Source organism: Devosia enhydra, assembly GCF_900119845.1.
Taxonomy (GTDB): Bacteria; Pseudomonadota; Alphaproteobacteria; order Rhizobiales; family Devosiaceae; genus FPKU01.
Genome location: NZ_FPKU01000002.1, coordinates 583,312 through 606,434 on the forward strand (window position 1 = coordinate 583,312; position 23,123 = coordinate 606,434).

Annotated in this window: 22 protein-coding genes; 10 read left to right on the forward strand and 12 right to left on the reverse strand. The window is 67.2% G+C overall.

The features are described from left to right. Nucleotides 1-16: 16 nt before the first annotated feature. The 5 genes from rpsP to BT183_RS11960 form a co-directional block, all read right to left on the reverse strand. Nucleotides 17-379, reverse strand: a complete 363-nt coding sequence (gene rpsP / locus BT183_RS11940) for a 30S ribosomal protein S16 (RefSeq protein ID WP_072343191.1) — start codon at nt 377-379, stop codon at nt 17-19. A 33-nt stretch (nt 380-412) separates the two neighbouring features. Next, nucleotides 413-2,023: a signal recognition particle protein gene (ffh, locus tag BT183_RS11945; RefSeq protein ID WP_072343194.1), complete on the reverse strand. Its 1,611-nt coding sequence runs from the start codon at nt 2,021-2,023 to the stop codon at nt 413-415. Nucleotides 2,024-2,264: 241 nt separating this feature from the next. Continuing rightward, entirely contained in the window at nt 2,265-2,531 is a 267-nt protein-coding gene (locus tag BT183_RS11950) for a type II toxin-antitoxin system RelE family toxin (RefSeq protein ID WP_072343197.1), read from the reverse strand. Next, on the reverse strand, nt 2,515-2,742 hold the full coding sequence (gene relB, locus BT183_RS11955; protein ID WP_072343199.1) for a type II toxin-antitoxin system RelB family antitoxin: 228 nt from the start codon (nt 2,740-2,742) through the stop codon (nt 2,515-2,517). Before relB ends, BT183_RS11950 begins: the two co-directional genes overlap by 17 nt. Before the next feature lie 54 nt (nt 2,743-2,796). Next, nucleotides 2,797-3,312, reverse strand: coding sequence for a class I SAM-dependent methyltransferase (locus tag BT183_RS11960; RefSeq protein WP_072343201.1), 516 nt, complete (start codon nt 3,310-3,312; stop codon nt 2,797-2,799). Nucleotides 3,313-3,418: 106 nt separating this feature from the next. Between BT183_RS11960 and dapF the strand changes: the two genes are divergently transcribed. From dapF to BT183_RS11980, 4 genes are all read left to right on the forward strand, one after another. After that, nucleotides 3,419-4,282: a diaminopimelate epimerase gene (gene dapF, locus BT183_RS11965; protein ID WP_072344692.1), complete on the forward strand. Its 864-nt coding sequence runs from the start codon at nt 3,419-3,421 to the stop codon at nt 4,280-4,282. Further along, nucleotides 4,279-5,541, forward strand: a complete 1,263-nt coding sequence (mtaB, locus tag BT183_RS11970) for a tRNA (N(6)-L-threonylcarbamoyladenosine(37)-C(2))-methylthiotransferase MtaB (protein WP_072343204.1) — start codon at nt 4,279-4,281, stop codon at nt 5,539-5,541. Before dapF ends, mtaB begins: the two co-directional genes overlap by 4 nt. Beyond that, on the forward strand, nt 5,538-6,776 hold the full coding sequence (ftsY, locus tag BT183_RS11975) for a signal recognition particle-docking protein FtsY (RefSeq protein WP_072343207.1): 1,239 nt from the start codon (nt 5,538-5,540) through the stop codon (nt 6,774-6,776). Before mtaB ends, ftsY begins: the two co-directional genes overlap by 4 nt. A 64-nt stretch (nt 6,777-6,840) precedes the next feature. After that, nucleotides 6,841-7,491: a septation protein A gene (locus BT183_RS11980; protein ID WP_084603485.1), complete on the forward strand. Its 651-nt coding sequence runs from the start codon at nt 6,841-6,843 to the stop codon at nt 7,489-7,491. A 213-nt stretch (nt 7,492-7,704) separates the two neighbouring features. Here BT183_RS11980 and BT183_RS11985 read toward each other — a convergent pair whose 3' ends face one another. The 6 genes from BT183_RS11985 to ccmA form a co-directional block, all read right to left on the reverse strand. Beyond that, nucleotides 7,705-8,070 (reverse strand): hypothetical protein, encoded by a 366-nt coding sequence (locus BT183_RS11985; protein ID WP_072343210.1) that lies wholly within the window; start codon nt 8,068-8,070, stop codon nt 7,705-7,707. A 69-nt stretch (nt 8,071-8,139) separates the two neighbouring features. Continuing rightward, nucleotides 8,140-8,679 (reverse strand): DsbE family thiol:disulfide interchange protein, encoded by a 540-nt coding sequence (locus BT183_RS11990; RefSeq protein ID WP_072343213.1) that lies wholly within the window; start codon nt 8,677-8,679, stop codon nt 8,140-8,142. 4 nt (nt 8,680-8,683) lie between these two features. Beyond that, complete coding sequence (ccmD, locus tag BT183_RS20505; protein WP_072343216.1) at nt 8,684-8,851, reverse strand: heme exporter protein CcmD; 168 nt, start codon at nt 8,849-8,851, stop codon at nt 8,684-8,686. Beyond that, nucleotides 8,848-9,657: a heme ABC transporter permease gene (locus tag BT183_RS12000; protein WP_084603487.1), complete on the reverse strand. Its 810-nt coding sequence runs from the start codon at nt 9,655-9,657 to the stop codon at nt 8,848-8,850. The genes ccmD and BT183_RS12000 overlap by 4 nt, the downstream gene beginning before the upstream one ends. A 12-nt stretch (nt 9,658-9,669) precedes the next feature. Further along, nucleotides 9,670-10,320 (reverse strand): heme exporter protein CcmB, encoded by a 651-nt coding sequence (ccmB, locus tag BT183_RS12005; protein WP_072343219.1) that lies wholly within the window; start codon nt 10,318-10,320, stop codon nt 9,670-9,672. Then, nucleotides 10,317-10,925: a heme ABC exporter ATP-binding protein CcmA gene (gene ccmA / locus BT183_RS12010; protein ID WP_072344701.1), complete on the reverse strand. Its 609-nt coding sequence runs from the start codon at nt 10,923-10,925 to the stop codon at nt 10,317-10,319. The genes ccmB and ccmA overlap by 4 nt, the downstream gene beginning before the upstream one ends. 205 nt (nt 10,926-11,130) lie before the next feature. On the opposite strand from ccmA, the gene acnA reads away from it, so the two are divergent. The 4 genes from acnA (at nt 11,131) to BT183_RS12030 (ending at nt 16,132) form a co-directional block, all read left to right on the forward strand. Continuing rightward, the gene (acnA, locus tag BT183_RS12015) at nt 11,131-13,905 is read left to right on the forward strand and encodes an aconitate hydratase AcnA (RefSeq protein WP_072343222.1); all 2,775 of its coding nucleotides are present in this window, start codon (nt 11,131-11,133) and stop codon (nt 13,903-13,905) included. Between the two features lie 89 nt (nt 13,906-13,994). Then, the gene (locus tag BT183_RS12020) at nt 13,995-14,735 is read left to right on the forward strand and encodes a DUF1223 domain-containing protein (RefSeq protein ID WP_084603488.1); all 741 of its coding nucleotides are present in this window, start codon (nt 13,995-13,997) and stop codon (nt 14,733-14,735) included. Between the two features lie 403 nt (nt 14,736-15,138). Beyond that, on the forward strand, nt 15,139-15,483 hold the full coding sequence (locus BT183_RS12025; RefSeq protein WP_244545349.1) for a DUF2794 domain-containing protein: 345 nt from the start codon (nt 15,139-15,141) through the stop codon (nt 15,481-15,483). A gap of 85 nt (nt 15,484-15,568) precedes the next feature. Further along, nucleotides 15,569-16,132 (forward strand): DUF2062 domain-containing protein, encoded by a 564-nt coding sequence (locus BT183_RS12030; protein WP_072343228.1) that lies wholly within the window; start codon nt 15,569-15,571, stop codon nt 16,130-16,132. Here the strand turns inward: BT183_RS12030 and BT183_RS12035 are convergent. Beyond that, entirely contained in the window at nt 16,109-20,896 is a 4,788-nt protein-coding gene (locus tag BT183_RS12035) for an NAD-glutamate dehydrogenase (protein WP_177282506.1), read from the reverse strand. The genes BT183_RS12030 and BT183_RS12035 overlap by 24 nt on opposite strands. A gap of 264 nt (nt 20,897-21,160) precedes the next feature. Between BT183_RS12035 and leuC the strand changes: the two genes are divergently transcribed. Continuing rightward, nucleotides 21,161-22,567, forward strand: a complete 1,407-nt coding sequence (gene leuC, locus BT183_RS12040) for a 3-isopropylmalate dehydratase large subunit (RefSeq protein ID WP_072343235.1) — start codon at nt 21,161-21,163, stop codon at nt 22,565-22,567. Between the two features lie 117 nt (nt 22,568-22,684). Next, nucleotides 22,685-23,119: a metallopeptidase family protein gene (locus BT183_RS12045; protein WP_072343251.1), complete on the forward strand. Its 435-nt coding sequence runs from the start codon at nt 22,685-22,687 to the stop codon at nt 23,117-23,119. Nucleotides 23,120-23,123: the final 4 nt, after the last annotated feature.

Consider the following 23,123-nt stretch of genomic DNA (forward strand, 5'->3'; position numbering starts at 1 on the left):
GACCCCGCCATCGCGATCAGGCGGCGTCGCCGGCGGCGGCAGCGGCTTCGGCGGCCTTGGCGCGGGCTTCGGCGCGTTCGGTGGCCTTGGCACCGGGCACGGCGCGCTCGGGATTGTTGCGCGGCTCACGCTTCAGGAGGCCGGCGGCATCAAGGAAGCGGGCGACGCGATCGGTCGGCTGGGCGCCGACGCCGAGCCAATGCTGGGCGCGCTCCGCCACGAGGCTGACGCGGGCCGACTTGTCGGCAAGGCGCGGATCATAGGTGCCGATCTTCTCGATGAAGCGGCCATCGCGCGGGGAGCGCGCATCGGCGACGACGACGTGGTAGTAGGGGCGCTTCTTGGTGCCGGCGCGGGCGAGACGGAGCTTGAGGGACATCGGGTTCTCCTGAAAAATGTCCTGAGGGATGAGTTATTTCTTCCTGGGCGTGCCCAGGCCCGGAAGACCGGGGAAACGGGGGGCGCCGCCAAGGCCGGGCAGGCCGGGGACGGAGCCCGATTTCAACAGCTTGCCGACATCGGAGGGCAGCTTTTCGGTGAGCTGGGCCGGCGGCGGGGGCAGGCCGCTCGTGTCGAGCGCCTTGGGATCGATGCCCATCTGGCGCGCCATGCGCTCGATTTCGGCGGGATCCATCTTGGAGAGATCGGGCATGCCCCCGGGCATTCCGCCCGGCATCATGCCGCCCATCTTGCCCCCGAGCATGCCCGAAAGCGCGCCGAGCCCGCCCTTGCCGACCTTTTTCATCATGTCCGCCATCTGGCGGTGCTGCTTCATCAGCTTGTTGACGTCCTCGACCTTGGTGCCCGAGCCCTTGGCGATGCGGATGCGGCGCTTGGCGTTGAGCAGGTCGGGATTGGTGCGTTCGGCCAGCGTCATGGAATTGATGATGGCGATCTGCCGGTCGAAGACCTTTTCGTCGAGATTGGCGCCGGCCAACGCCTTCTTCATCTGGCCCATGCCGGGCATCAGCGACATGAGCCCGCCCATGCCGCCCATCTTCTTCATCTGCTGCAACTGGTTGCGCAGATCCTCGAGGTCGAAGACGCCCTTCTTGAGCTTTTTGGCCATCTTCTGGGCGTCTTCGGCCGAAACCGTCTGCGCGGCCTTTTCGACCAGCGAGACGATGTCGCCCATGCCCAGGATGCGGTCTGCGACGCGGCCGGGATGGAAATCCTCGAGCGCATCCATGCGCTCGCCCACGCCCACGAGCTTGATCGGCTTGCCGGTTGCCGCGCGCATCGAGAGCGCGGCGCCGCCGCGCCCGTCGCCATCGACGCGGGTGAGCACGATGCCGGTGAGATCGACGCGGCTGTCGAAGGAGCGCGCCAGGTTGACCGCATCCTGACCGGTGAGCGCATCGGCAACGAGGAGCACTTCATGCGGGTTGGAAACGGCCTTGATCCGGGCCGTCTCGTCCATCAGCTCTTCATCGATATGGGTGCGACCCGCCGTATCGAGGATCAGCACGTCAAAGCCGCCGAGCCGCGCCTCGCGCGCCGCACGCCGGGCAATCGCAACGGGATCCTCGGTGGTGACGATGGGCAGGGTTGCCACGCCCACCTGCTCGCCCAGCACCTTGAGCTGCTCCATGGCGGCGGGGCGGCGCGTATCGAGGGAGGCGAGAAGGACCTTCTTGCCTTGCCGCTCCTTGAGGCGCTTGGCGATCTTGGCGGTGGTGGTGGTCTTGCCCGAGCCCTGCAGGCCCACCATCAGGAGGGTGACGGGCGCGGGCGCGTTGAGATCGATGGGGACGGCGGCATCGCCGAGCACCGCGACCAGCTCGTCATGAACGATCTTGACGACCTGCTGGCCCGGCGTGATGGAGCGCGTGACCTCGGCGCCGACGGCCCGCTCGCGCACCTGCTCGACGAAAGCGCGCACCACTTCGAGCGATACGTCGGCCTCGATCAGGGCGCGCCGCACCTCGCGCAGCGCCGCCGTGACGTCGGCTTCCGACAGGGCACCGCGGCCGCGCAGGCCCTCGAAGATTTTTCCGAGCCGGTCGGAAAGGCTTTCGAACATCTCATCATCCTTTGTCCGGAGGCGGGGGTCGCTTCCGGATATAGGCGCTTCCACCGGCCCTGCCTTCCCCCCGGATGGAGGAAAAACGAAAACACCAAGGGCACCCGCGGGCGCATGGCGCTGGCGGATGTTGGCCTCCGGGATCTCTTTATACCTCTGCGGGTCCCGGTCGGCGGATCAGGGCTGGGCCTGATGGAAACGCGGCTTCATAGGCCGCATGGACGGGGGAGTCAAGGAAAGCTCAGCGGTAGACCTCGCTGCGATGGCCTATATCGAGGACGAGAACGATCAGGCGACCATCCTCGATCGAGCAGATGATACGGAAATCACGGACCCGGTATCGCCACAGGCCAGCCAACGGGCCGACCAAGGCCTTGCCGAAGCGGCGAGGGTCCTCGGATCCAGCGATGCGTTCGTCGAGATAGTCGAGAATCTCGCACGCGGCCTGTCGGTCGAGCTTCTTTAAGGACTTTCGCGCACTCGCTGAAAACTCAATCGTCCAGCCCAAGCTCGCGCCTCATGTCCGACGCGCTCAGGAGCTCTTCGTCACCGTTGCGGATGCGCTCGAGCACCTCGGCGCCGCGATGATAGTCTTCGACGTCCTCGATACCTTGGGTGAGTATGTCCTCGATCACCGCATCACGGTTGCGGCCGGTGCGGTGGATGATGGCCTCGATCCGGGCCTCGAGCGCCGGGGGCAGCTGGAAGGTTACGGTCATGGGCCCGCTCCTTTACGATGTCGCAGATATAGGTGTGTCTGCGGCTCCCGTCCATCAGGTCGAAACTGCGTGCAGCACGGTGACCGACTGGCCATCCTCGTCATGGCGGGTTTCGGAAACCGAAAAGCCGAAGCCTGTCAGGGCGGCGGTGGCGTTCCGGGTGAAAAGATCGCCATTGCGCGACCCGGGTGGCGCCTCGAAGGCAAGGACGAGGCGGCCTGAGGGTTTGAGGAACCGGGCGAGCAGCCGCGGCCAGCGATCGCCCAGCCGGCGGTTGAGATCGACATTGATGGCGAGGATGGCATCGAAGCTTTGCGGCGCCAGTCCGGCGTCCTCGAGGGCTGCGGTGCGGGGGACGATGCGGCCTGCGGCGATCTCATCGCTCGCGCCTGCGGTCAACTGGGCGATCGCCTTGGCGGATTGGTCGAGCGCCACCACGCGGCCGCGCGGCAGCGCTTTTGCCAAAAGGCGGGTCGCCACGCCCGGCCCGCAGCCGATTTCGAGCACCTGTTCGTCGCCTTCGAGTTCGAGCGCGGCAACGCCCACCCTGTGCCGCAAGCCGATCGCCATTGGTTCGTCCTCCGGGATGCACCGCGACCGCAATACTGGCAATTGGCGCGCGTCTGCGCCATATAGGGCGCCAATGGCCATGCGGCGCGGGCGAAAGGCGCATTTTATGGGCGACGTCCCCTTTCTCAAGATGAACGGGCTCGGCAACGATTTCGTCGTGGTCGATTCCCGCGAGACCGGCCGTCGCTATGACCGGGCTGCCGTGCGCCGCATATCGGACCGGGCCCGCGGCATCGGCTGCGACCAGTTCATCGTGCTCGAAACGCCGCGCACGCAGGGCGCCGACGTCTTCATGCGCATCTACAATGCCGAGGGCGGGGAAGTGGACGCCTGCGGCAATGCCAGCCGCTGCATCGCCGCCATCGTCTCGGAGGAAAGCGGCCGACCCGAGGTGACCATCGAAACCAATGCCGGGCTCCTGGCTTCGGAGGTTTCGGGGCCGGTGGCGACCGTCGACATGGGGCGGCCGCGTTTCGACTGGGACCAGATCCCGCTGGCCGAGCCCTTTGCCGACACCACCGGCATCGAATTGCAGATCGGCCCGATCGATGCGCCCATCCTGCACACGCCATCGGTGGCCAATGTCGGCAATCCGCATGCGATCTTCTGGGTCGACGATGTCGCGCGCTTCGACCTCGCGCGCATCGGGCCGATGCTGGAAAATCATCCGATCTTTCCCGAGCGCGCCAATATCTCGCTGGCCCAGGTGATCGCGCCCAACCGCGTGCGCGTGCGGGTGTGGGAGCGCGGCGCCGGCATCACCCAGGCCTGCGGCACGGCGGCCTGCGCGGTGGGTGTCGCGGCAGCCCGCAAGGGGCTGACGGGCCGCACCGTGACGGTGGAGCTGCCGGGCGGGCCCCTGACCATCCGGTGGCGCGAGAGCGACAACCATATCCTGATGACCGGGGCCTGGTCGCTCGATGGCGAGGGCGTGCTGCCCGCCGAGCTTCTCGAGGGCACCCCGGCATGAGCGTTTCGACCCTCACCTTCGGTTGCCGGCTCAATACGCACGAATCCGAGGTGATGCGGGCCGAGGCCGAAAAGGCCGGGCTCGAAGATGCGCTCATCGTCAACACCTGCGCGGTGACGGCGGAGGCGGTGCGCCAGGCCAAGCAGGCGATCCGCAAGGCCCGCCGCGAGGCCCCGGAGCGCCGTATCATCGTCACCGGCTGCGCGGCCCAGACCGAGCCGCGCGCCTTCGCCGAGATGGCCGAGGTCGATCTCGTCATCGGCAATGCCGACAAGATGAAGGCCGAGACCTATGCGCCGCTGGCCTTCGGGGTGCCGCTCAACGACAAGGTGCAGGTCAACGACATCATGAGCGTGACCGAGACCGCCGGCCACCTCATCGAGGGGCTGGAGGGCCGCACGCGGGCCTTCGTGCAGGTGCAGAACGGCTGCGACCATCGCTGCACCTTCTGCGTCATTCCCTATGGCCGCGGCCCGTCGCGCTCGGTGCCGATGGGACTGGTGGTGGAGCAGGCCAAGAAGCTCGTCGCCAATGGCTATGCCGAACTGGTGCTGACGGGGGTCGACATCACCTCCTATGGCCCGGACCTGCCAGGCACGCCGACCCTCGGGAAACTCGTGCAGGCGCTTTTGCGCCACGTGCCCGATCTGCCGCGCATCCGCATCTCCTCGATCGATTCGGTGGAGGCCGATCCGGCGCTGATCGAGGCGATGGGCGAAAAGCGCCTGATGCCGCATCTGCACCTCTCGCTGCAGGCGGGCGATGACATGATTTTGAAGCGCATGAAGCGCCGGCATGACCGGGCCCAGACGCTCGACTTCGTCGCCCGGCTGCGGTCGATCCGGCCCGACATGGTGTTCGGGGCCGATCTCATCGCGGGCTTTCCGACCGAAACCGACGCCATGTTCGAGAATTCGCGCGCCATCATCGCGGAAGCCGGGCTCTCCTTCCTCCATGTCTTTCCGTTTTCGCCGAGGCCCGGAACGCCAGCGGCGCGCATGCCGCAGGTGGAGCGCGCCGTGGTCAAGGCGCGGGCTGCGATGCTGCGCGCCGAGGGCGAGGCGGCCTATCGGCGCCTGATCGAGAGCCGCATCGGGGCGGTGGAATCGGTTCTGGTCGAGCGGGCCGGGCTCGGGCGATCCGAGCAATTCGTGCCGGTGGTGATCGCGGGCGGCGCGCCCGGCCAGATCCTGCCGGCCCGTGTAACGGGCAGCGAGCCGCGCGGGCTCGTCGCCGAACCGGTACTGGCAGCGGCATGACCGAAAAGAAATCCGGATTCTGGCGGCGCCTGTTCGGCGTCGAGGAGGCATCTCCGGCTCCCTCTGACCCGACGCGCGAGGCGCATGAGCCCTTGCCGATGGCGCCGGCAGATGCCGATGCGCCAACAGAGCCGGTGCCCGATGCGCCGCCTGCGCCGGCCGATCATGTGCAGATCCAGGATGGTCCGCTTGCCGGCCCGCCCGAGGCCAGCATCGATTTCATTGAAGATCTTGAAGCCGAGACCCACCCGGCTCCGACCCTGCCCCCGGTGGTTGCGCCAGCGCCTCAGCCTGCGGCGGAGCCGGACAAGAAGCTGGGCTGGTTCCAGCGGCTGGCCACGGGCCTCAAGCGCTCGTCGGACCAGCTGACCGGTGGCATCGCGGCGATCTTCACCAAGCGCAAGCTCGACCAGGGGATGCTGGACGAGCTCGAGGACATTCTGATCCAGGCCGATCTCGGGCTCGACACCGCCTCGCGCGTCACCGACGCGCTGGCCGAATCCCGTTTCGATCGCGAGATCTCTCCTGACGAGGTGCGTGCCGTGCTTGCCGCCGAGGTGGCGCGGGCGCTCGAACCGGTGGCGCTGCCACTGGTGATCGATGCCGGCAAGAAGCCCTTCGTGATCCTGATGGTTGGGGTCAACGGCTCGGGCAAGACCACGACGATCGGCAAGCTCAGCCAGCTTTTTGCCCGCGAGGGGCGGAAGGTGGTGCTGGCGGCGGGCGATACCTTCCGCGCCGCGGCCATCGAGCAGTTGCAGGTGTGGGGCCGGCGCACCGGCGCCGAAGTGATTGCGCGCGCGCCCGGCTCGGATGCCTCGGGCCTTGCCTATGACGCGATGGAAAAGGCCCGCGCCGATGGCGCCGACGTGCTGGTGATCGACACCGCCGGGCGCCTGCAGAACCGCGACGAGCTGATGGCCGAGCTCGAAAAGATCATCCGGGTGATCAAGAAGATCGATCCCGAAGCCCCGCATGCCACGCTTCTGACGCTGGACGCGACCACGGGGCAGAACGCGCTCAACCAGGTGGAGATCTTCGGCCGGCGCGCCGGGGTCACCGGGCTGGTGATGACCAAGCTCGATGGCACGGCGCGGGGCGGCATTCTCGTTGCGATTGCGCAAAAGCACCGGCTGCCGGTGCATTTCATCGGGGTCGGCGAGGGCGTCGACAATATCGAGCCGTTCTCGGCTGAGGATTTTGCCCGCGCCATCGCCGGGACTGCGGCGCGGTGACGGGCCAACACAAAATCGGCCCAATCCTCGGGCTGATGCCGCACCAGCCGGCAAAGGAGCATGCATGAGCACGAAACCCGACAGCGCGACGGCAGGCAAGGGCGGGGCCGGCAGCGATGACGTCAACTGGGCCGAATTGCGCCCCCAGCTGACCAAGCTCGGGCTCGAACTCGGGCCGCTGGTGGTGTTCTTCTTCATGAACGCGCGGGCCGATATCTTCGTGGCCACGGCGTGGTTCATGGGCGCGATGGTGATCTCGCTCATCGCCTCCTGGCTCATCCTCAAGCGCGTGGCGGTGATGCCGCTCGTCACCGGCGCGGTGGTGCTGGTGTTCGGCGGGCTGACGCTCTGGCTGCAGGACGACACCTTCATCAAGATGAAGCCCACCATCACCAATGTGCTGTTCGGCTCGGTGCTGCTGGGCGGGCTGCTTTTTGGCCAGTCGCTGCTGCGCTATGTGTTCGGGGATGTCTACAAGCTCAAGCCGGCCGGCTGGTATCAGCTGACGCTGCGCTGGGGGATTTTCTTCTTCGTTCTGGCCGTGCTCAACGAAGTGGTCTGGCGGTATTTTTCGACCGATTTCTGGGTCGCCTTCAAGGTCTGGGGCATCATGCCGCTGACCATCGTGTTCTCGATGCTGCAACTGCCGCTTCTGACGAAATACGCCCCGGACCCCGAAGAACCGGCCATCCCGCCGCTGACGCCAAGCGTCTGAGGGCCTGTGCCCCCGTTGGCGTGCTCTCGTCTGTCGGGAGCCAGACACCGGATGGGCCGGGATGATGGTCCTATCGGCCACGAAAAAGGGCGCCGTCCTGCGGCGCCCAGTTGCATCCAGAGCTTTCCACCGTTTCCTTGAAACGGCGAAAAGCTCCATGTCTTTGCTCTCTCGCGTTTCCCCTTCGCCCGGAAACGCCCCGCAAGGGCGAGGTCAGCGCTTGACCAGTTCGTCCTTGGTGACGTTGAGCGTCACCTTGTCGTCGGTGACCCCGAGGATCTGGTCGGGCAGGATGTAGCGGTCTGAGGCGAAGAGGCCGCTGGTATCGAGACGCACGAAGCCCTGCTGAAGCAGCTTCTGGCGCAGCGGCTCGGGGATCTCGTCGGGTGAAAAGGCCTCGGCGATATTGTCGATGAGGCTGTCGCGGCGCGGCGGCTCGCTCGACGTGGTGGCCTCGACTTCCGGGGTGGATGGGTCGTCGTCGCCGAACTTGACCCACTCGACGGTGCCGATCTTGTGCTGGTCACGATCGTAAACGTTCATGCCTTCGCGAATGTCGCGCAACAGATTGCCGTACATGTCGTCCTCCAGTGTTCTTGTGGAGGAGGAACGGCCGGGCGGGCCCTGCGGTTCCCGGCCGGGCCTGCTTCAGCGCGCAGCCTGGGCCGCGCGCACGGCGGGGATGACATCCTCGACAAGGCTCTGCGGCGTGATGGGGCCCACATGCTTGAAGGTGACGATGCCCTGGGCATTGACCACGAAGGTTTCGGGCACGCCATAGACGCCCCATTCGATCGAGGCGCGCCCGTCGCCATCGGCGCCGATGGCGGCATAGGGATTGCCGAGTTCGGTGAGGAAGGCGCGGGCGTTTTCGGGCGCATCCTTCTGGTTGAGCCCGAACAGGCGAACGCCGGTCTCCTCGGCCAGACGGATCAGCTGGGGATGCTCGTCGCGGCAGGGAATGCACCAGCTGGCAAAGACGTTGACCACGGAGGCTTCGCCCAGCAGCGCAGCGCGATCGAAACCCGGGGTCGCAAGCCCCTCGACTGGCGCGAGCGAAAATTGCGGGGCCGGGCGATCGATGAGCACCGAACGCACGAGGCCGGGATCGCGATCGAGGCTGATGGCGAAGACCCCCACCAGCAGCAGGAGAACCGCCAGCGGCGCGAGCAGCAGAAGGAAGCGCATCGGATCAGCCCTCTTCGGAGCGACGGCGGATGCCGCGCGCCTCGAGCGCGGCGATGCGGCGCCTGACCGAGCGATCGGCGAGGATGGCGCGGGCGACGAGCCCGCCGAGCACCAGCGCGACCCCGGCATAGGCGAAGGCGATGTACTGAGCGTGTTCGCCGAGCGCGATCATGGGGTTGCCTGTGCGTCGGGCTCGGGACGGGCGGCACGACGGGCCATGCCATCGGCGCGGCGGGCGAGGATCTCGCTGCGCATGCCGGAAATCTGCAGGACGACAAAGAGCAGGGTAAAGCTCAGCGTCATCACCAGCAGCGGGGCGAGGATCGAGCCGGGCATGCGCGGGCCCCCGGCAACGAAGACGCTGGCGGGCTGGTGCAGCGAACTCCACCAATCCACCGAGAATTTGACGATGGGGATGTTCAGCGCCCCGATCAGGGTGGCGACGGCGACGACGCGGCCGGCGCGCAGCGGATCGTCGAAGGCGCGCCAGAGCGCGATCAGCCCCAGATAGATGAACAGCATCAGGAGGGTGGAGGTCATCCGCCCGTCCCACTCCCAGAACGTGCCCCAGGTCGGCCGGCCCCAGAGCGACCCGGTATAGAGCGCCAGCGCGGTGAAGGCGGCGCCGAGCGGGGCGGAGGTCCTGGCCGCGACATCGGCGAGGGGATGTCGCCAGACCAGCGTGCCGAGAGCCGCAACCGCCATGCCGCCATAGACGAACTGGCTGAGCCAGGCGCTGGGCACATGCACATACATGATGCGCACCGTATCGCCCATCTGGTAGTCGGCCGGCGAGCCGAAGAAGGCGAGCCAGAGCCCGAGCCCGAGGCCGAGCAGGGTGAGAACCGTGAGGGGCAGCACGAGCCGGCCCGACCAGCCGAGAAAGCGGCCGGGATGGCCGATGCGATCGAGCCAGCCCAGAAAGCCCGTTGCGGGCCGGGGCGCTGCGGATCGGGCATCGCGGAGTGGAGCGGTCATGACGGCGCAGACTTAATCGTCGCCCGCGCGCAAGGCAAGCGCCCCCAGGAAGGGCGAAAGCGCGCAGGTCAGGAGGCTGATGGCGAGGAGAAACAGCGTCGGCGCGAGAATGCCGCCCTCGGCCGCGGCCACCCCGAAGATCAGCACCGGCACGGCGAGCGGCAGGATGAGGATCGGCGCCACCAGCCCGCCACGCCTGAGCCCGGCGGTGGTCGCCGCGCCCAGAACGCCGAGCCCCGTCAGCGCCGGGGTGCCGCACAAGAGCGACAGCGCCGAGCGCCCCCAGCCTTCGACATCCATGCCGAGCAGCACGGCGAGCACCGGGGTGGCGACGATCAGTGGCAGGGCGGTGAGCAGCCAGTGCGCGATCACTTTTGCGCCAACCACCGCTTCGAGCGGCAGTTGCCCATGATTGAGCAGCGCGAGCGAGCCATCCGCGTGATCGTCGCGAAAGATGCGGTCGAGCCCGAGCAGCATGGCGAGCAGCGCCGACGTCCAGACGATGCCGGGCGCGAGGCGGGCGAGCAGTTCGCGATCGGGGCCGACCGCGAAGGGAAAGAGCGCCGTCACCATGACAAAGAACATCACGAGGGTCAGCGCCTCGCCGCCGCGCCGTGTGGAGAGGCGGATCTCGCGGGCGATGAGGGCAAAAAACCCGGTCATCGCGGCGCCCCCAGCCGCAGCCTCACAATATCGGCGCCCTCGAGCGCGAGGGGCAGATGTGTGGCGCAAAGCGCCAGCCCGCCCTGGCCGAGATGATCGGCCAGAAGTGCCGCGACCATGGCATCGCCCTCCGCATCGAGGGCGGCGGTGGGTTCGTCGAGCAGCCAGACCGGCCGCGGCGAGACGATCAGGCGGGCCAGCGCCAGCCGCCTCTGCTGGCCGGCCGAGAGCAGGCCGGCTTCGAGCCAGTCGAGACCGCCGAGGCCGACCCGATCGAGCGCCTCGAACGCATCGGGGCCCGGCCCGTTGACCGCCTGCCAGAAGGCGAGGTCCTCGCTCAGCGTCAGGCGCGGCTTGATGGCGGTGCGGTGGGAGAGAAGGTGCATGAGGGCCTGCGGGCGCGCGTCCTCGTCGATGCCCTGCCAGACGAGCGTGCCGTCCTCGGGGGTGAGCGCGCCAGCCACGAGCCGCAAAAGCGTCGTCTTGCCCGCGCCATTGGGCCCGGTGATCAGCAGCAACTGGCCGGGGGCGAGGGTGAAATCGAGCCCGGAAAACAGCAGCCGCTCGCCCCGCCGGGCAGCAAGGCCGGCGGCGGCGAGGCGGATGGGCGGCAATTGCAGGGGCTTTGGATGGGCATTCGGCATGGGCCGACTTGGTGAGCCATCACGTCGGCACTGGCAAGGGCGAAATTGTTTCTCTATAAGCCCGGGAGATTGGAATGTTTCCAGCAAAGACTAAGGCGTCCGCTGATCGCCACGGCCCCTACCGGCCTGGTCCCCAAGAGAGACGCCCTCGGCAAAAACCCTAGCGATGGCAGGCTCTCCCGTGACAGGCACATCCCTCGACAGCTTCAAGTCCCGCAAGACCCTTAACGTGGGGGGCAAGACCTACACCTATTTCTCGCTGCCCGACGCAGAGAAGAACGGTCTTGCCGGCATTTCCCGCCTGCCCCACTCGATGAAGGTGGTGCTGGAAAACCTCCTGCGCTTCGAGGATGGCCGCACCGTTACCCGCGAGGACATCCTGGCGGTGGCCAAATGGCTCGAGACGCGCACCTCCGACCATGAAATTTCCTACCGCCCCGCGCGTGTGCTGATGCAGGATTTCACCGGCGTTCCGGCGGTGGTCGATCTTGCCGCCATGCGCGATGCCACCGCCAAGCTCGGCGCCGACCCGCAGAAGATCAACCCGCTGGTGCCGGTCGACCTCGTCATCGACCATTCGGTGATGGTGGACCTGTTCGGCACGCCCACCGCCTTCTCCGAGAATGTGGAGCTCGAATACGAGCGCAATGGCGAGCGCTACGAATTCCTGCGCTGGGGGCAGAAAGCCTTCGACAACTTCCGCGTCGTGCCCCCCGGCACCGGCATCTGCCACCAGGTCAATCTCGAATACCTGGCCCAGACGGTTTGGACCAAGACGGAAAATGGCGAGACCATCGCCTATCCCGATACGCTGGTGGGCACGGACAGCCACACCACCATGGTCAACGGCCTTGCCGTGCTCGGCTGGGGCGTGGGCGGCATCGAGGCCGAGGCGGCGATGCTGGGCCAGCCCATCACCATGCTGATCCCCGAAGTCGTCGGCTTCCGCATGACGGGCCGCATCAACGAGGGCATCACCGCCACCGACCTGGTGCTGACCGTCACCGAGATGCTGCGCAAGAAGGGCGTGGTCGGCAAGTTCGTCGAATTCTACGGCCCCGGCCTCGATTATCTCAGCCTCGAGGACCAGGCGACGATCGCCAACATGGCCCCCGAATATGGCGCCACCTGCGGTTTCTTCCCGGTGGATGCCGATACGCTGGCCTATCTCACCACCTCGGGCCGCGATGCCGACCGCATCGCGCTCGTCGAGGCCTATTCGCGCGCCCAGGGCATGTTCCGCGAGACGAGCTCGCCCGATCCGGTGTTCACCGACACGCTCGAACTCGATCTCACCACCGTGGTGCCCTCGCTTTCGGGCCCCAAGCGCCCGCAGGACCGCGTGGCCCTGACCGATGCGGCGCCGAAATTCGCCGAGGCGCTCAAGGAGATCGCCGGCGGCCGCAAGGACCGCACCAAGCTGCCGACCAGCAAGGACGAATCGCGCTTCGTCGATGAGGGCGCCACCGGCGTCCACGACATCCCCGAAGAAGCGCGCGTGCCGGTCAAGGGTGCCGATCACGGGCTCGCCGATGGCGACGTGGTGATTGCCGCGATCACCTCCTGCACCAACACCTCGAACCCCAACGTGCTGGTCGCCGCTGGCCTCGTGGCCCGCAAGGCCCGCGCGCTCGGGCTCAACCGCAAGCCGTGGGTCAAGACCTCGCTGGCGCCCGGATCGCAGGTTGTGACCGACTATCTGACCGCTTCGGGCCTGCAGGAGGACCTCGACGCGCTCGGGTTCAACCTTGTGGGTTATGGTTGCACCACCTGCATCGGCAATTCCGGGCCGCTGCCGCAGGCCATCTCCGAGGCCATCACCGAACACGACCTGGTCGCCGCCTCGGTGCTGTCGGGCAACCGCAATTTCGAAGGCCGCGTGAACCCGGACGTGCGGGCCAACTATCTCGCCAGCCCCCCGCTGGTGGTGGCCTATGCGATCGCCGGCTCGCTCGATGTCAACCTCACCACCGACCCCATCGGCACGAGCACCGATGGCAAGCCGGTCTATCTCAAGGACATCTGGCCAAGCAATGCCGAGGTGGCCGAGATCGTGCGCAAGGTGATCACTCCGCAGATGTTCACCGGCCGCTATTCGGACGTCTTCAAGGGCGACCAGATGTGGCAGAACATCGCCGTGGAAGGCGGGGAGACCTATGGCTGGAATTCCAGCTCCACCTATGTCCAGAACCCGCCCTATTTCGAGGGGCTGAAGATGGAGCCCGATGCGGTGACCGACATCAAGGACGCACGCGTCCTCGGGCTCTTCCTCGATTCCATCACCACCGACCACATCTCCCCGGCCGGTTCGTTCAAGGCCGGCACCCCGGCGGGCAAGTATCTGGTGGAGCGGCAGGTCGCCCCGCGCGATTTCAACTCCTATGGCGCCCGTCGCGGCAACCATGAAGTGATGATGCGCGGCACGTTTGCCAATATCCGCATCAAGAACCAGATGGTGCCCGGCGTCGAGGGCGGCTTCACCAAGGGCCCCAATGGCGATGTGATGCCGATCTATGATGCGGCCATGTCGTACATGAAGTCCGAGACCCCGCTGGTGATCTTTGCCGGCAAGGAATACGGCACCGGCTCGTCGCGCGACTGGGCGGCCAAGGGCACGCGCCTTCTGGGCGTGCGCGCCGTGATCGCGCAGAGCTTCGAGCGCATCCACCGCTCCAACCTCATCGGCATGGGCGTGCTGCCCCTGCAGTTCGCCGATGGCGAGAGCTGGCAGAGCCACAAGATCGAGGGCGCCGAAAGCGTCTCGATCGAGGGGCTGGAAGGGCTGACCCCCCGGTCGGAGGTGATCGTCAAGGTGGTGCGCCCCGATGGCCGCATCGACGAGATCCGCACGCTCTGCCGCATCGATACGATCAACGAGCTCGACTACTACCGCCATGGCGGCATCCTGCACTACGTGCTGCGCAACCTCGTCGCGGCCTGATCGACCTGTGACGGCCCGGGGTCAGCCCGGGCCGCTCACACGACGAATTGACTCGCCCGACCCGGATGGCGCGCCTAAGACTTCGGCGCATGAGATCCCGTCCCGCAGCCCTTTTTCGCCCCATTCTGCTGATGCTCGCCCTTGGCGCTGCGCAGCCCGCGCTTGCCGGCGAGATCCGCACGGCGCCCAAGGCGGTGGTGGAGCTGTTCACGAGCCAGGGCTGCTCGTCCTGTCCGCCCGCCGATGCCATGCTGTCGACGCTGGGGGAACGGCCCGAGATCATCGCGCTGGCCTATCACGTCGATTACTGGGACTATATCGGCTGGCCCGATACGTTCGGGCAGAAGGCGCATTCGGACCGGCAGCGGGCCTATGCCGAAAGCTGGGGCTCGACCCGCATCTATACCCCGCAGATGGTGGTCAATGGCCGCGAGGGCGTCGTCGCCTCCCGCAAGGGCGAGGTTGAGGCGGCGCTGGGCAAGGCCAGCCTTTCCGTGCCCGTCACCATGATCGAAGCCTCGGGCATGCTGCATGTCGATATCGAGGAGCGTCCCGGCGCGCCCGAGGGGGTGATCTGGCTCGTGACCTTCAAGGCGCGCGAGAGTGTCGAGATCGAGCGCGGGGAAAACAGCGGCAAGCGCATGGACTATACCCACATCGTTACCGGGCGGCAGCTTCTGGGCATGTGGGAGCCCGAGACCGGCACGCATCTGAAACTGCCGCTGGCCGAAGTGCTGGGCGCGCGTGCCGATGGCGCGGCGGTGCTGGTGCAATCGGAAGAGAACGGCCTGCCCGGCTCCATTCTCGGCGCAGCCAGCTTCGTTCACTGAACGCCGGCCGCCTCTCCTTTTCCCTCCCATCCGATGCAGGCCTCTGCAAAACAAAACCCCCGCCGGGGGCTTGGCGGGGGTCTGAAAGACGTGTGCATGGGTCTTTGGAGGTCGAGCGGCACCCGGGCGTCTGATTGGGGGCTCGGTCGGCCCGGGTGCCTCTCGATTGGCAATGATGAGAAGATGCCGGCCCATTCTGGCGGGACAAGGGACGGATTGTGACGGAACTGGGGAATCTTGAGGGGAAGATTCTGGGCGCTCTGCCCATCCGGCGCACCTGAGCCTCGGAAGGCTCGTGGCCCGTAACCCGTCCGGCTTGCATCCGTATGCGAAACTCGCAATCATGACGATCGTGTAACGGAGTGCCGGATCGGTGGACAATCCGCAGCGGCCAGCCGGGCAGCTGGTCGAATTTCCCAATGCCGTGGGGTTCGGGGGATCGCGCGCGCCCGAGGCGGTCAGTTTCAACCGACAGGAGCTGATGCAGATCCTCAACCTTTATGGCCGCCATGTCGCGGCCGGCGAGTGGCGCGACTATGCCATGGATTTCCTGCGCGAGCGGGCCCTGTTCTCGATCTACCGGCGCAATTCGGAACGCCCGCTCTATGTCATCGAGAAGAACCCGCGCCTGAGGAACCGGCAGGGCCAGTATGTCGTCACCGGGCAGGATGGGCGCATCCTGAGGCGCGGTCACGACCTCGCGCAGGTGCTGCGCGTGCTGGAGCCCAAGCTGGCGGTGGTGCGCTGACAGCTTCGCCCAGGCCCGCGACGAGATGGCGTTTGCCCCTGCCCGGTCCCGGTCGGTAAGGTTCGACCATCACGGGGAGAGATTCATGGGTTCAAGGCTGGAGCGGCTCAAGGAGTTCATCTGGCCCAGCATGGGCCCTAAACGCTACACGATCTACCTGGCCCGGCGTGCCCAGCGGCTCCGGGCGAGCCCGCACGCGATCGCCGCAGGCATCGCTTCGGGCGCCGCGGTCTCCGTCTTCCCCTTCATCGGCTTCCACTTCATTCTCGGGTTCGTGCTCGCCTTCTTCATGCGCGGCAACATGCTGGCGGCGGCCATCGGAACGGCGTTCGGCAACCCCTTTACCTTCCCGATCTTCTTTGCCTTGAGCTACCAGATCGGCAAGGTCATCCTGCCTGGCGACCAGCGGACCGCCGACAGCATCATGGCTGATGCCAATGTCACCGATCTCGTGGCGCAGATGTTTTCCGAAGGCTTTGCCGGGCTCTGGCCGGTCCTGCACGCGATGATCATCGGCGCGATCCCGGTGGCGCTGGTGACCTTCGCGACATTCTACCTCGTGACGCGAACGCTGGTGACCAAGGCCCGCAAGCGCAAGGCCGAACGGCTGGCCCTGCGCCGCGCCTCAGGCGCTGCGAGCCAGATCTGAGAGAAGCCCAGCCGCCACCGAGAGGCGCGAGACGGTCATTTCGCCCTGGGTGAGGCCGCGCACCTGCTCGGCGAGCCGGGCTATGGTCTCGGGCTGGCGCTCGGCCCAGGCCGCAAGGCGCGTGGGCACGGGGACGCGCCCGTCGGCTTCATCAAGGACATCGGCGGAGAGATCGCGCAAGGCGCGCATGAGATTGGCCAAGGCCCGGTCGAGCGCCATGCGGTCGAAGCGGTCGGCCAGAACGATGCCGTCGCCCTCGATGAGTACCTTGCCGAGCCCGAAGGTCTCGAGCACGCCGAAAAAGGCCTGCGCCGCCTCTCCGACGCGGACGCCGCAGCGCGCCGCCACCAGCGCGATATCGGCGCTCATGGCAAGGGCGGGCAGTTCGGCGATGCGGCGGGCGATGGTCTTGCCGGCCCCGCCGGCCTCGAAGCGGCCGGCTGCCTCGGCGATGGGACGGGCCAGGCTGGGGGGCAGGAGCGTCGGCAGGAGGTTGAGGACGTCGGTGACGCCTTCGGCATAGACGAGCACCAGTTCGGCAAGCGGCTGCGCCAGATCGCCATTGCGCAGGAACCATAAGGTGGTGCGGGCGAGAAGACGCTGGATTTCGGCATAAAGGGCGAGCTGGGTCTCCCCCGACAGCGCGCCATCGAGCCCGTCCACCTGCCGCCAGAGATCCTCGATGCCGAAGGCATCGCGCGCCACCGCGAAGGCGCGCGCCACCCGGCCCGCATTGGCGCTGGTGGCCCTCGTCATCTCGAACAGGAAGGACGGCCCGCCGCGATTGATCATGGCGTTGGCGAGCACGGTGGCGATGATCTCGCGGCGCAGCCGGTGGCCGGTCACCAGATCCTCATGCTTGCGCACGAGAAGGGTGGGGAAATAGGCGAGCAGCTGGCGGGCGAGATAGGGCTCGTCGGGCACGTCGCTTTCGAGCAGCTGGTCGTGCAGGGAGAGCTTGGCATTGGCCAGCAGCACGGCAAGCTCGGGCCGGGAGAGACCTTCGCCCGCTGCGGCGCGCTGGCCCAGAGCCGCATCCTCGGGCAGCACGGAGACGCGGCGGTTGAGCCTGCCCTCGGTCTCGAGCGCCGCGATCAGCGCGCGATGATCGGGGAAGACGGAAAGCCCGCGATGCCGGGCGATCGAGAGGGCGAGGGTCTGCTGATAGGTGTTGGCGAGGCACAGCGCCCTCACCTCATCGGTCATCTGCACCAGAAGGTCGTTGCGCTCGGCCCGGCTCATCGAGCCCGAGCGCAGGAGCGGCCCGAAGGCAATCTTGATGTTGACCTCGAGATCGGAGGAATTGACCCCGGCCGAATTGTCGATGGCATCGGTGTTGATGCGGCCACCGGCCCGCGCGAAATCGATGCGGCCCTGCTGGGTGACGGCGAGATTGGCACCCTCGCCCACCACCTTGGCGCCCAGTTCGGAAGCTGCGACGCGGATGGCGTCGTTGGTCTTGTCGCCGGCCTCCGCATCGGTCTCGGCATCGCCCCGGACATAGGTGCCGATCCCCCCGAACCACATGAGGTCGACAGGCGCGCGCAATATGGCGCGCATCACCTGGTTGGGGGTGAGATCGCCTTGCCCCAGCCCCAGGAGCCTGCGGGCCTCGGCAAACAGCGGCACCGTCTTGGCGCTGCGCGGATAGATGCCCCCGCCATGGGAGAGCACCGACTTGTCGTAATCCTGCCAGCTCGAGCGCGGCAGGTCGAACAGGCGCCGCCTTTCGGCGAAGCTGCGTTCGGGATCGGGGTCGGGATCGATGAAGATGTCGCGATGATCGAAGGCGGCGACGAGCCGGATGCGATCGGAAAGCAGCATGGCGTTGCCGAAGACATCGCCCGACATGTCACCCACCCCGGCCACCGAGAAGCTCGAGGCGGCGATATCGCGGTCCATCTCGCGGAAATGGCGCTTGACCGCCTCCCAGCCGCCGCGCGCGGTGATGCCCATCGCCTTGTGGTCGTAGCCGGCCGAGCCGCCCGAGGCGAAGGCATCCCCGAGCCAGAAGCCGTGCTCGGCGGCAATCGCATTGGCGAGGTCGGAAAACCGCGCCGTGCCCTTGTCGGCCGCAACCACCAGGTACGGATCGTCGCCATCATGGCGCACGATATCGGGCGGGGGCACCACGGTCTCACCATCGAGAGTGTCGGTGAGATCGAGAAGGCTGGAAATGAAGATACGGTAGCACTCCATGCCCTCGCGGAGCACCGCGTCGCGATCGCCCGGCGGCACCGGCAGGCGGGGCACGAAGGCGCCCTTGGCGCCGACCGGCACGATGATGGCGTTCTTTTCCTGCTGGGCTTTGGCCAGAGCCAGGACCTCGGTGCGGAAATCCTCCGGGCGATCGGACCAGCGGATGCCGCCGCGCGCGATGGCGCCCATGCGCAGGTGGATGCCTTCCACACGCGGGGATGAAACGAAGATCTCGCGATAGGGCCGTGGCTCGGGCAGGTCCGAGAGCTTGTTGCAATCGAACTTGAAGCTCAGCGCCGGGCGACGCGCGCCGTCGGGGCCGCGCTGGAAGGCATTGGTGCGCAAGGTGGCTTCGACGAGATTGGCGAGGCGGCGCACGATGCGATCCTCGTCGAGCACGCTGATGCGCGACAGGATCGCTCCGAGCGTTTCACGCGCCTGATGTTCGGCGCGCTCGCGATTGCCGGCAAAGCCTTCGTCGTGAAGGGTGTGAAAGAGCGTGACGAGGGCCGAGGCGGCCTCGTGATGGCTGGCCAGCACCTGGGCGAAATAGGCGCGCGAATAGGTGACGCCCACCTGCCGGAGATAGCGGGCGAGGGCGCGCAGGATCGCCACATCGACAAAGGGAAGGCCGGCAAGGAGGGTGAGGGCGTTGAGCCCGTCATTTTCGGCCTCTCCCGACCACACGGCGAGGATGGCTTCCTCGACAAGGCCGGTGTCTGGAAGACCCTCTGCGGCAAGCCCCCCTGAGGCAAGAGCGGCCGGCAGATCGAGATCCATGTCGTGCAGGTAGCATTCGGGCTGCCCGCGCGGGGTGATCACATAGGTGCGCTCGTCGATGACGCGGAAGCCGAAATGCTCCAGCATCGGCACCCGGTCCGAAAGCGGCACCGGGGTGCTGCGGTGAAAGAGCCTGAGGCCGATGCGCGCCGAACCCGCCTCACCGGCAATCAGCCGCAGCGCGATGGTGCGGTCGGCATCGAAGCGGTCGCCCAGCGCGCGGATGGTCGCGATATCGGCCAAGGCTTCGGCCGGGCTGTGGCGCGACTGGTAGGCGGGGGTGAAGGCCTCGGCATAGTCGGCGACATCGGGCGGCGCCTGGCGCTCGGCGGCGAGCCGCTCGCCAAAGCCTGCCATCAGCGCGGTGACGCCGGCCTCGAGCGCCTCGCGCCGCGGCGTGGGTGCCGGGCCGCCATCGCGCCCGATGATGAAATGCACCCGGACGAGGTCGCTTTCGGGGAAATGCGGCACGAAGGCCGATACGCGCCCGCCATAGGCCTCGGCGAGCAAGGCCCCGATGCGCTCGCGCAGCTCCGAGGAGAAGCGCTCGCGCGGCACATAGACCAGCACGGAGACGAAATTGTCGAACCGATCGGGCCGCGGCAGCACGCGCACGCGGGGGCGGTCGGCCAGAGCCGCGATCTCGGCGGCGAATTCGAAGAGCTGGTCCTCCGCGATCTGGAAGAGCTCCTCACGCGGATAGGTATCGAGGGCGTAATGCAGCGCCTTGCCCGAATGGCTCGCCGGATCGTGCCCGGCCCGCCGCTTGACCTCGGCGACCTTGCGGCGCACGAGCGGGATCTCGGCGGGATGGGTGGCGAGCGATGCGGAGGTGAAGAGCCCCACGATGCGCAACTCGCCCGTGGCGCGCCCGTCGGCCCCGTAGAGCTTGACCCCGATATAATCGAGATGGACCCGCCGGTGCACGCGCGAGCGGATATTGGCCTTGGTGACCATCACCGGGTCGGGCTCGACAAGGAAAGCCGCGTGCTGCGGGGTCATCTCGACCCAGTCGGCGCCCGCGCGCAGGAAGCGCCGGGCGGGGTCGGCGAGGATCCCAAGCCCGCTGCCCTCGATGGGCACGAGGCGCGCCTCCTCGGCGAGGCCTTCGAGCCGGTATTCGCGCAGGCCGAGGAAGATGAAATTGCCCTCGGCCAGCCAGCCGAGGAAATCGATGGCTTCGGCCAGAACCGCGGAGGGCACGCGGGGCGGGCTGGTCCTGAGGCCCTCAACGAGCCCGGTGAGGCGCGCCAGCATCGGCTTCCAGCCGGTAACGGCAAGCGCCACATCGGCGAGGACCTGCTCGAGCTCTGCCCCGAGCGCCGCCCGCCGCGCATCGTCGCCCAGAGGATCGATATGCACGGTAAGCACGCTTTCGGCGACCGAATCGCCCGAGGGCGCATCGAGCAGCCGGTGCGACTGCGGATCGAGATTGAGCACCGGATGCGACATGTAGCGGATGACCCCGCCCAGGGCGCGGATCGCGGCCAGCACGCTGTCGACGATGAAGGGCGCGTCGGTGGTGAAGGCCTCAACGATATCGGGATCGCCCGGATGGCGGCCGGGCAGCACATAGACGCGCCGCTGGGCCCCGTCGCGCTTGCCGATGCGGGCATAGGTCTGGCGCAGATAGGCTTCGAGCGCCTCAGCCGAATAGAGCGAGAGGTCCGCCGGGTCGGTGGCCTTGACGGTGGCCAGCAGAAAGCGCGCGAAATTGGGCTCGCTGTCGACGAGCCGCCGCGTCCGCGCGATCAGCGCCGCGCGTGTCTCGAAGGGCGGCTCCATGCTCGCCATCCCAAGCCTCGTCGTTCTGATCGCCCCGTTCCCCGATGCCCACACTGGCCCGTCGGCGCCGGAAAGTCGAGTAGGCATAAGGGCGTGCCCGTGCCGGAGGGCGGGCTGCGCACCCCACTAAGGATCGCGCAATGGACCGCGATATCCCTGCCGCACTGGCCGGTTTGGCGCCCCGGCGTCCTTGACCGGCCCGACCCTGCGGCTTAGATAGCCAACTCTGACTTTTCCCCAGCCAAATTTGGGACCTGCGCTCCGATGGCACGTACGCTTTATGACAAGATCTGGGACGATCACCTGGTCGGCATCAACGAAGACGGCACGGGCCTTCTCTATATTGACCGCCATCTGGTCCATGAGGTGACGAGCCCGCAGGCCTTCGAGGGCCTGCGCCTCAATGGCCGCAAGGTACGGGCGCCCGAGCGTACGCTGGCGGTGGTCGACCACAACGTGCCCACCACCGATCGCTCGCTGCCCAATCCGGACCCGGAAAGCGCCATCCAGATCGAGACGCTGGCCGAGAACACCCGCGATTTCGGCATCGAATATTACGACCCCTTCGACAAGCGGCAGGGCATCGTGCACATCGTGGGCCCGGAACAGGGCTTCACCCTGCCCGGCATGACCATCGTGTGCGGGGACAGCCATACCTCGACCCATGGCGCGTTCGGCGCGCTGGCCCATGGCATCGGCACCTCGGAGGTGGAGCATGTGCTCGCCACCCAGACGCTGATCCAGCAGAAGGCCAAGAACATGCTGGTGCGCGTCGACGGGCAATTGCCCGAAGGCGTCACCGCCAAGGACATCATCCTCGCCATCATCGGGGAGATCGGCACGGCGGGCGGCACCGGCCATGTCATAGAATTCGCCGGCGAAGCCATCCGTTCGCTCTCGATGGAAGGCCGCATGACGGTCTGCAACATGACCATCGAGGGCGGCGCCCGCGCCGGGCTCATCGCCCCCGACGAGAAGACCTTCGCCTATGTGAAGGATCGCCCGCGCGCCCCCAAGGGCAAGGCGTGGGACATGGCGCTCGACTACTGGAAGACGCTCTATACCGATGAGGGCGCCCATTTCGACAAGGTGGTGGTGCTCGACGCCGCGAACCTGCCGCCCATCGTCTCCTGGGGCTCCTCGCCCGAGGACGTGATCTCGGTGACCGGGGCCGTGCCCGATCCCGACCAGATCGCCGACGAGAACCGCCGCAAGTCCAAATGGCGCGCGCTCGACTATATGGGCCTGAAGCCCGGCACGAAGATCACCGATATCGCCATCGACCGGGTCTTCATCGGCTCGTGCACCAATGGCCGGATCGAGGACCTGCGCGCCGCCGCCGCCGTGGTCAAGGGCCGCAGCGTGGCGGCCAGTGTCAGCGCCATGGTGGTGCCGGGTTCGGGGCTGGTCAAGGAACAGGCCGAGGCCGAAGGGCTCGATCAGATCTTCAAGGCCGCCGGCTTCGAGTGGCGGGAACCGGGCTGCTCGATGTGCCTCGCCATGAACCCCGACAAGCTCAAGCCGCAGGAACGCTGCGCCTCGACCTCCAACCGCAATTTCGAGGGCCGCCAGGGCTTCAAAGGGCGGACGCACCTGGTCTCCCCCGCCATGGCCGCCGCCGCCGCGGTCTCGGGGCATTTCGTCGATATCCGCGAGTGGCCCAAGGGCTGAGCTGAGCCTGTCAGCGCCGGGTTATCCATCCGGCGTCCCGGCCCGCCACCGGGTCGTCCCCCGTGAAAACGGGGACCTCCGTTTGTGCCCCGGCGCTTCCCTTCGACAGGAGCTCCCATGCCCGATGCTGACCTCAACCGCTGGTCCCAAACCATGGCGCCATCGCTCGATGATATCGAGGCCTTGGCGATCGCGGCGCTCGAGAGCCTGCCGGAGCCGTTTCGCGGGCTCTCCGCCGGGGTGACCTGCGCCGTTGCCGAATTTGCCGAGGACGAGGTGCTGGAAGAGCTGGGCATCGAGAGCCCGTTCGACCTCATGGGGCTCTTCCAGGGTATCGGCATGCATGAGGCTGGCGCGGTGCCGGCCACGGGGCAGATGCCCAACCATGTCGTGCTCTATCGCCGCGCCATCCTCGACTACTGGGCCGAGCATGAGGAAACGCTCGGCGCCGTGGTCAGCCATGTGCTGATCCACGAGATCGGTCACCATTTCGGCTTTTCCGACGACGACATGGAAGCCCTCGAGGCGGAAGCCGAGGCCGAGGGCCGGTAGGGTC

What these genes read in the sequence shown, in the direction of transcription:
- BT183_RS12045 (WP_072343251.1), top strand. Translation starts at nt 22,685, where the DNA reads ATGCCCGATGCTGACCTCAACCGCTGGTCCCAAACCATGGCGCCATCG.
- rpsP (WP_072343191.1), bottom strand. Translation starts at nt 379, where the DNA reads ATGTCCCTCAAGCTCCGTCTCGCCCGCGCCGGCACCAAGAAGCGCCCC.
- BT183_RS11980 (WP_084603485.1), top strand. Translation starts at nt 6,841, where the DNA reads ATGAGCACGAAACCCGACAGCGCGACGGCAGGCAAGGGCGGGGCCGGC.
- BT183_RS11985 (WP_072343210.1), bottom strand. Translation starts at nt 8,070, where the DNA reads ATGTACGGCAATCTGTTGCGCGACATTCGCGAAGGCATGAACGTTTAC.
- relB (WP_072343199.1), bottom strand. Translation starts at nt 2,742, where the DNA reads ATGACCGTAACCTTCCAGCTGCCCCCGGCGCTCGAGGCCCGGATCGAG.
- ccmB (WP_072343219.1), bottom strand. Translation starts at nt 10,320, where the DNA reads ATGACCGGGTTTTTTGCCCTCATCGCCCGCGAGATCCGCCTCTCCACA.
- BT183_RS11990 (WP_072343213.1), bottom strand. Translation starts at nt 8,679, where the DNA reads ATGCGCTTCCTTCTGCTGCTCGCGCCGCTGGCGGTTCTCCTGCTGCTG.
- BT183_RS12035 (WP_177282506.1), bottom strand. Translation starts at nt 20,896, where the DNA reads ATGGAGCCGCCCTTCGAGACACGCGCGGCGCTGATCGCGCGGACGCGG.
- ffh (WP_072343194.1), bottom strand. Translation starts at nt 2,023, where the DNA reads ATGTTCGAAAGCCTTTCCGACCGGCTCGGAAAAATCTTCGAGGGCCTG.
- ftsY (WP_072343207.1), top strand. Translation starts at nt 5,538, where the DNA reads ATGACCGAAAAGAAATCCGGATTCTGGCGGCGCCTGTTCGGCGTCGAG.
- BT183_RS12030 (WP_072343228.1), top strand. Translation starts at nt 15,569, where the DNA reads ATGGGTTCAAGGCTGGAGCGGCTCAAGGAGTTCATCTGGCCCAGCATG.
- dapF (WP_072344692.1), top strand. Translation starts at nt 3,419, where the DNA reads ATGGGCGACGTCCCCTTTCTCAAGATGAACGGGCTCGGCAACGATTTC.
- leuC (WP_072343235.1), top strand. Translation starts at nt 21,161, where the DNA reads ATGGCACGTACGCTTTATGACAAGATCTGGGACGATCACCTGGTCGGC.
- ccmD (WP_072343216.1), bottom strand. Translation starts at nt 8,851, where the DNA reads ATGATCGCGCTCGGCGAACACGCTCAGTACATCGCCTTCGCCTATGCC.
- mtaB (WP_072343204.1), top strand. Translation starts at nt 4,279, where the DNA reads ATGAGCGTTTCGACCCTCACCTTCGGTTGCCGGCTCAATACGCACGAA.
- BT183_RS11960 (WP_072343201.1), bottom strand. Translation starts at nt 3,312, where the DNA reads ATGGCGATCGGCTTGCGGCACAGGGTGGGCGTTGCCGCGCTCGAACTC.
- BT183_RS12000 (WP_084603487.1), bottom strand. Translation starts at nt 9,657, where the DNA reads ATGACCGCTCCACTCCGCGATGCCCGATCCGCAGCGCCCCGGCCCGCA.
- acnA (WP_072343222.1), top strand. Translation starts at nt 11,131, where the DNA reads ATGGCAGGCTCTCCCGTGACAGGCACATCCCTCGACAGCTTCAAGTCC.
- BT183_RS12020 (WP_084603488.1), top strand. Translation starts at nt 13,995, where the DNA reads ATGAGATCCCGTCCCGCAGCCCTTTTTCGCCCCATTCTGCTGATGCTC.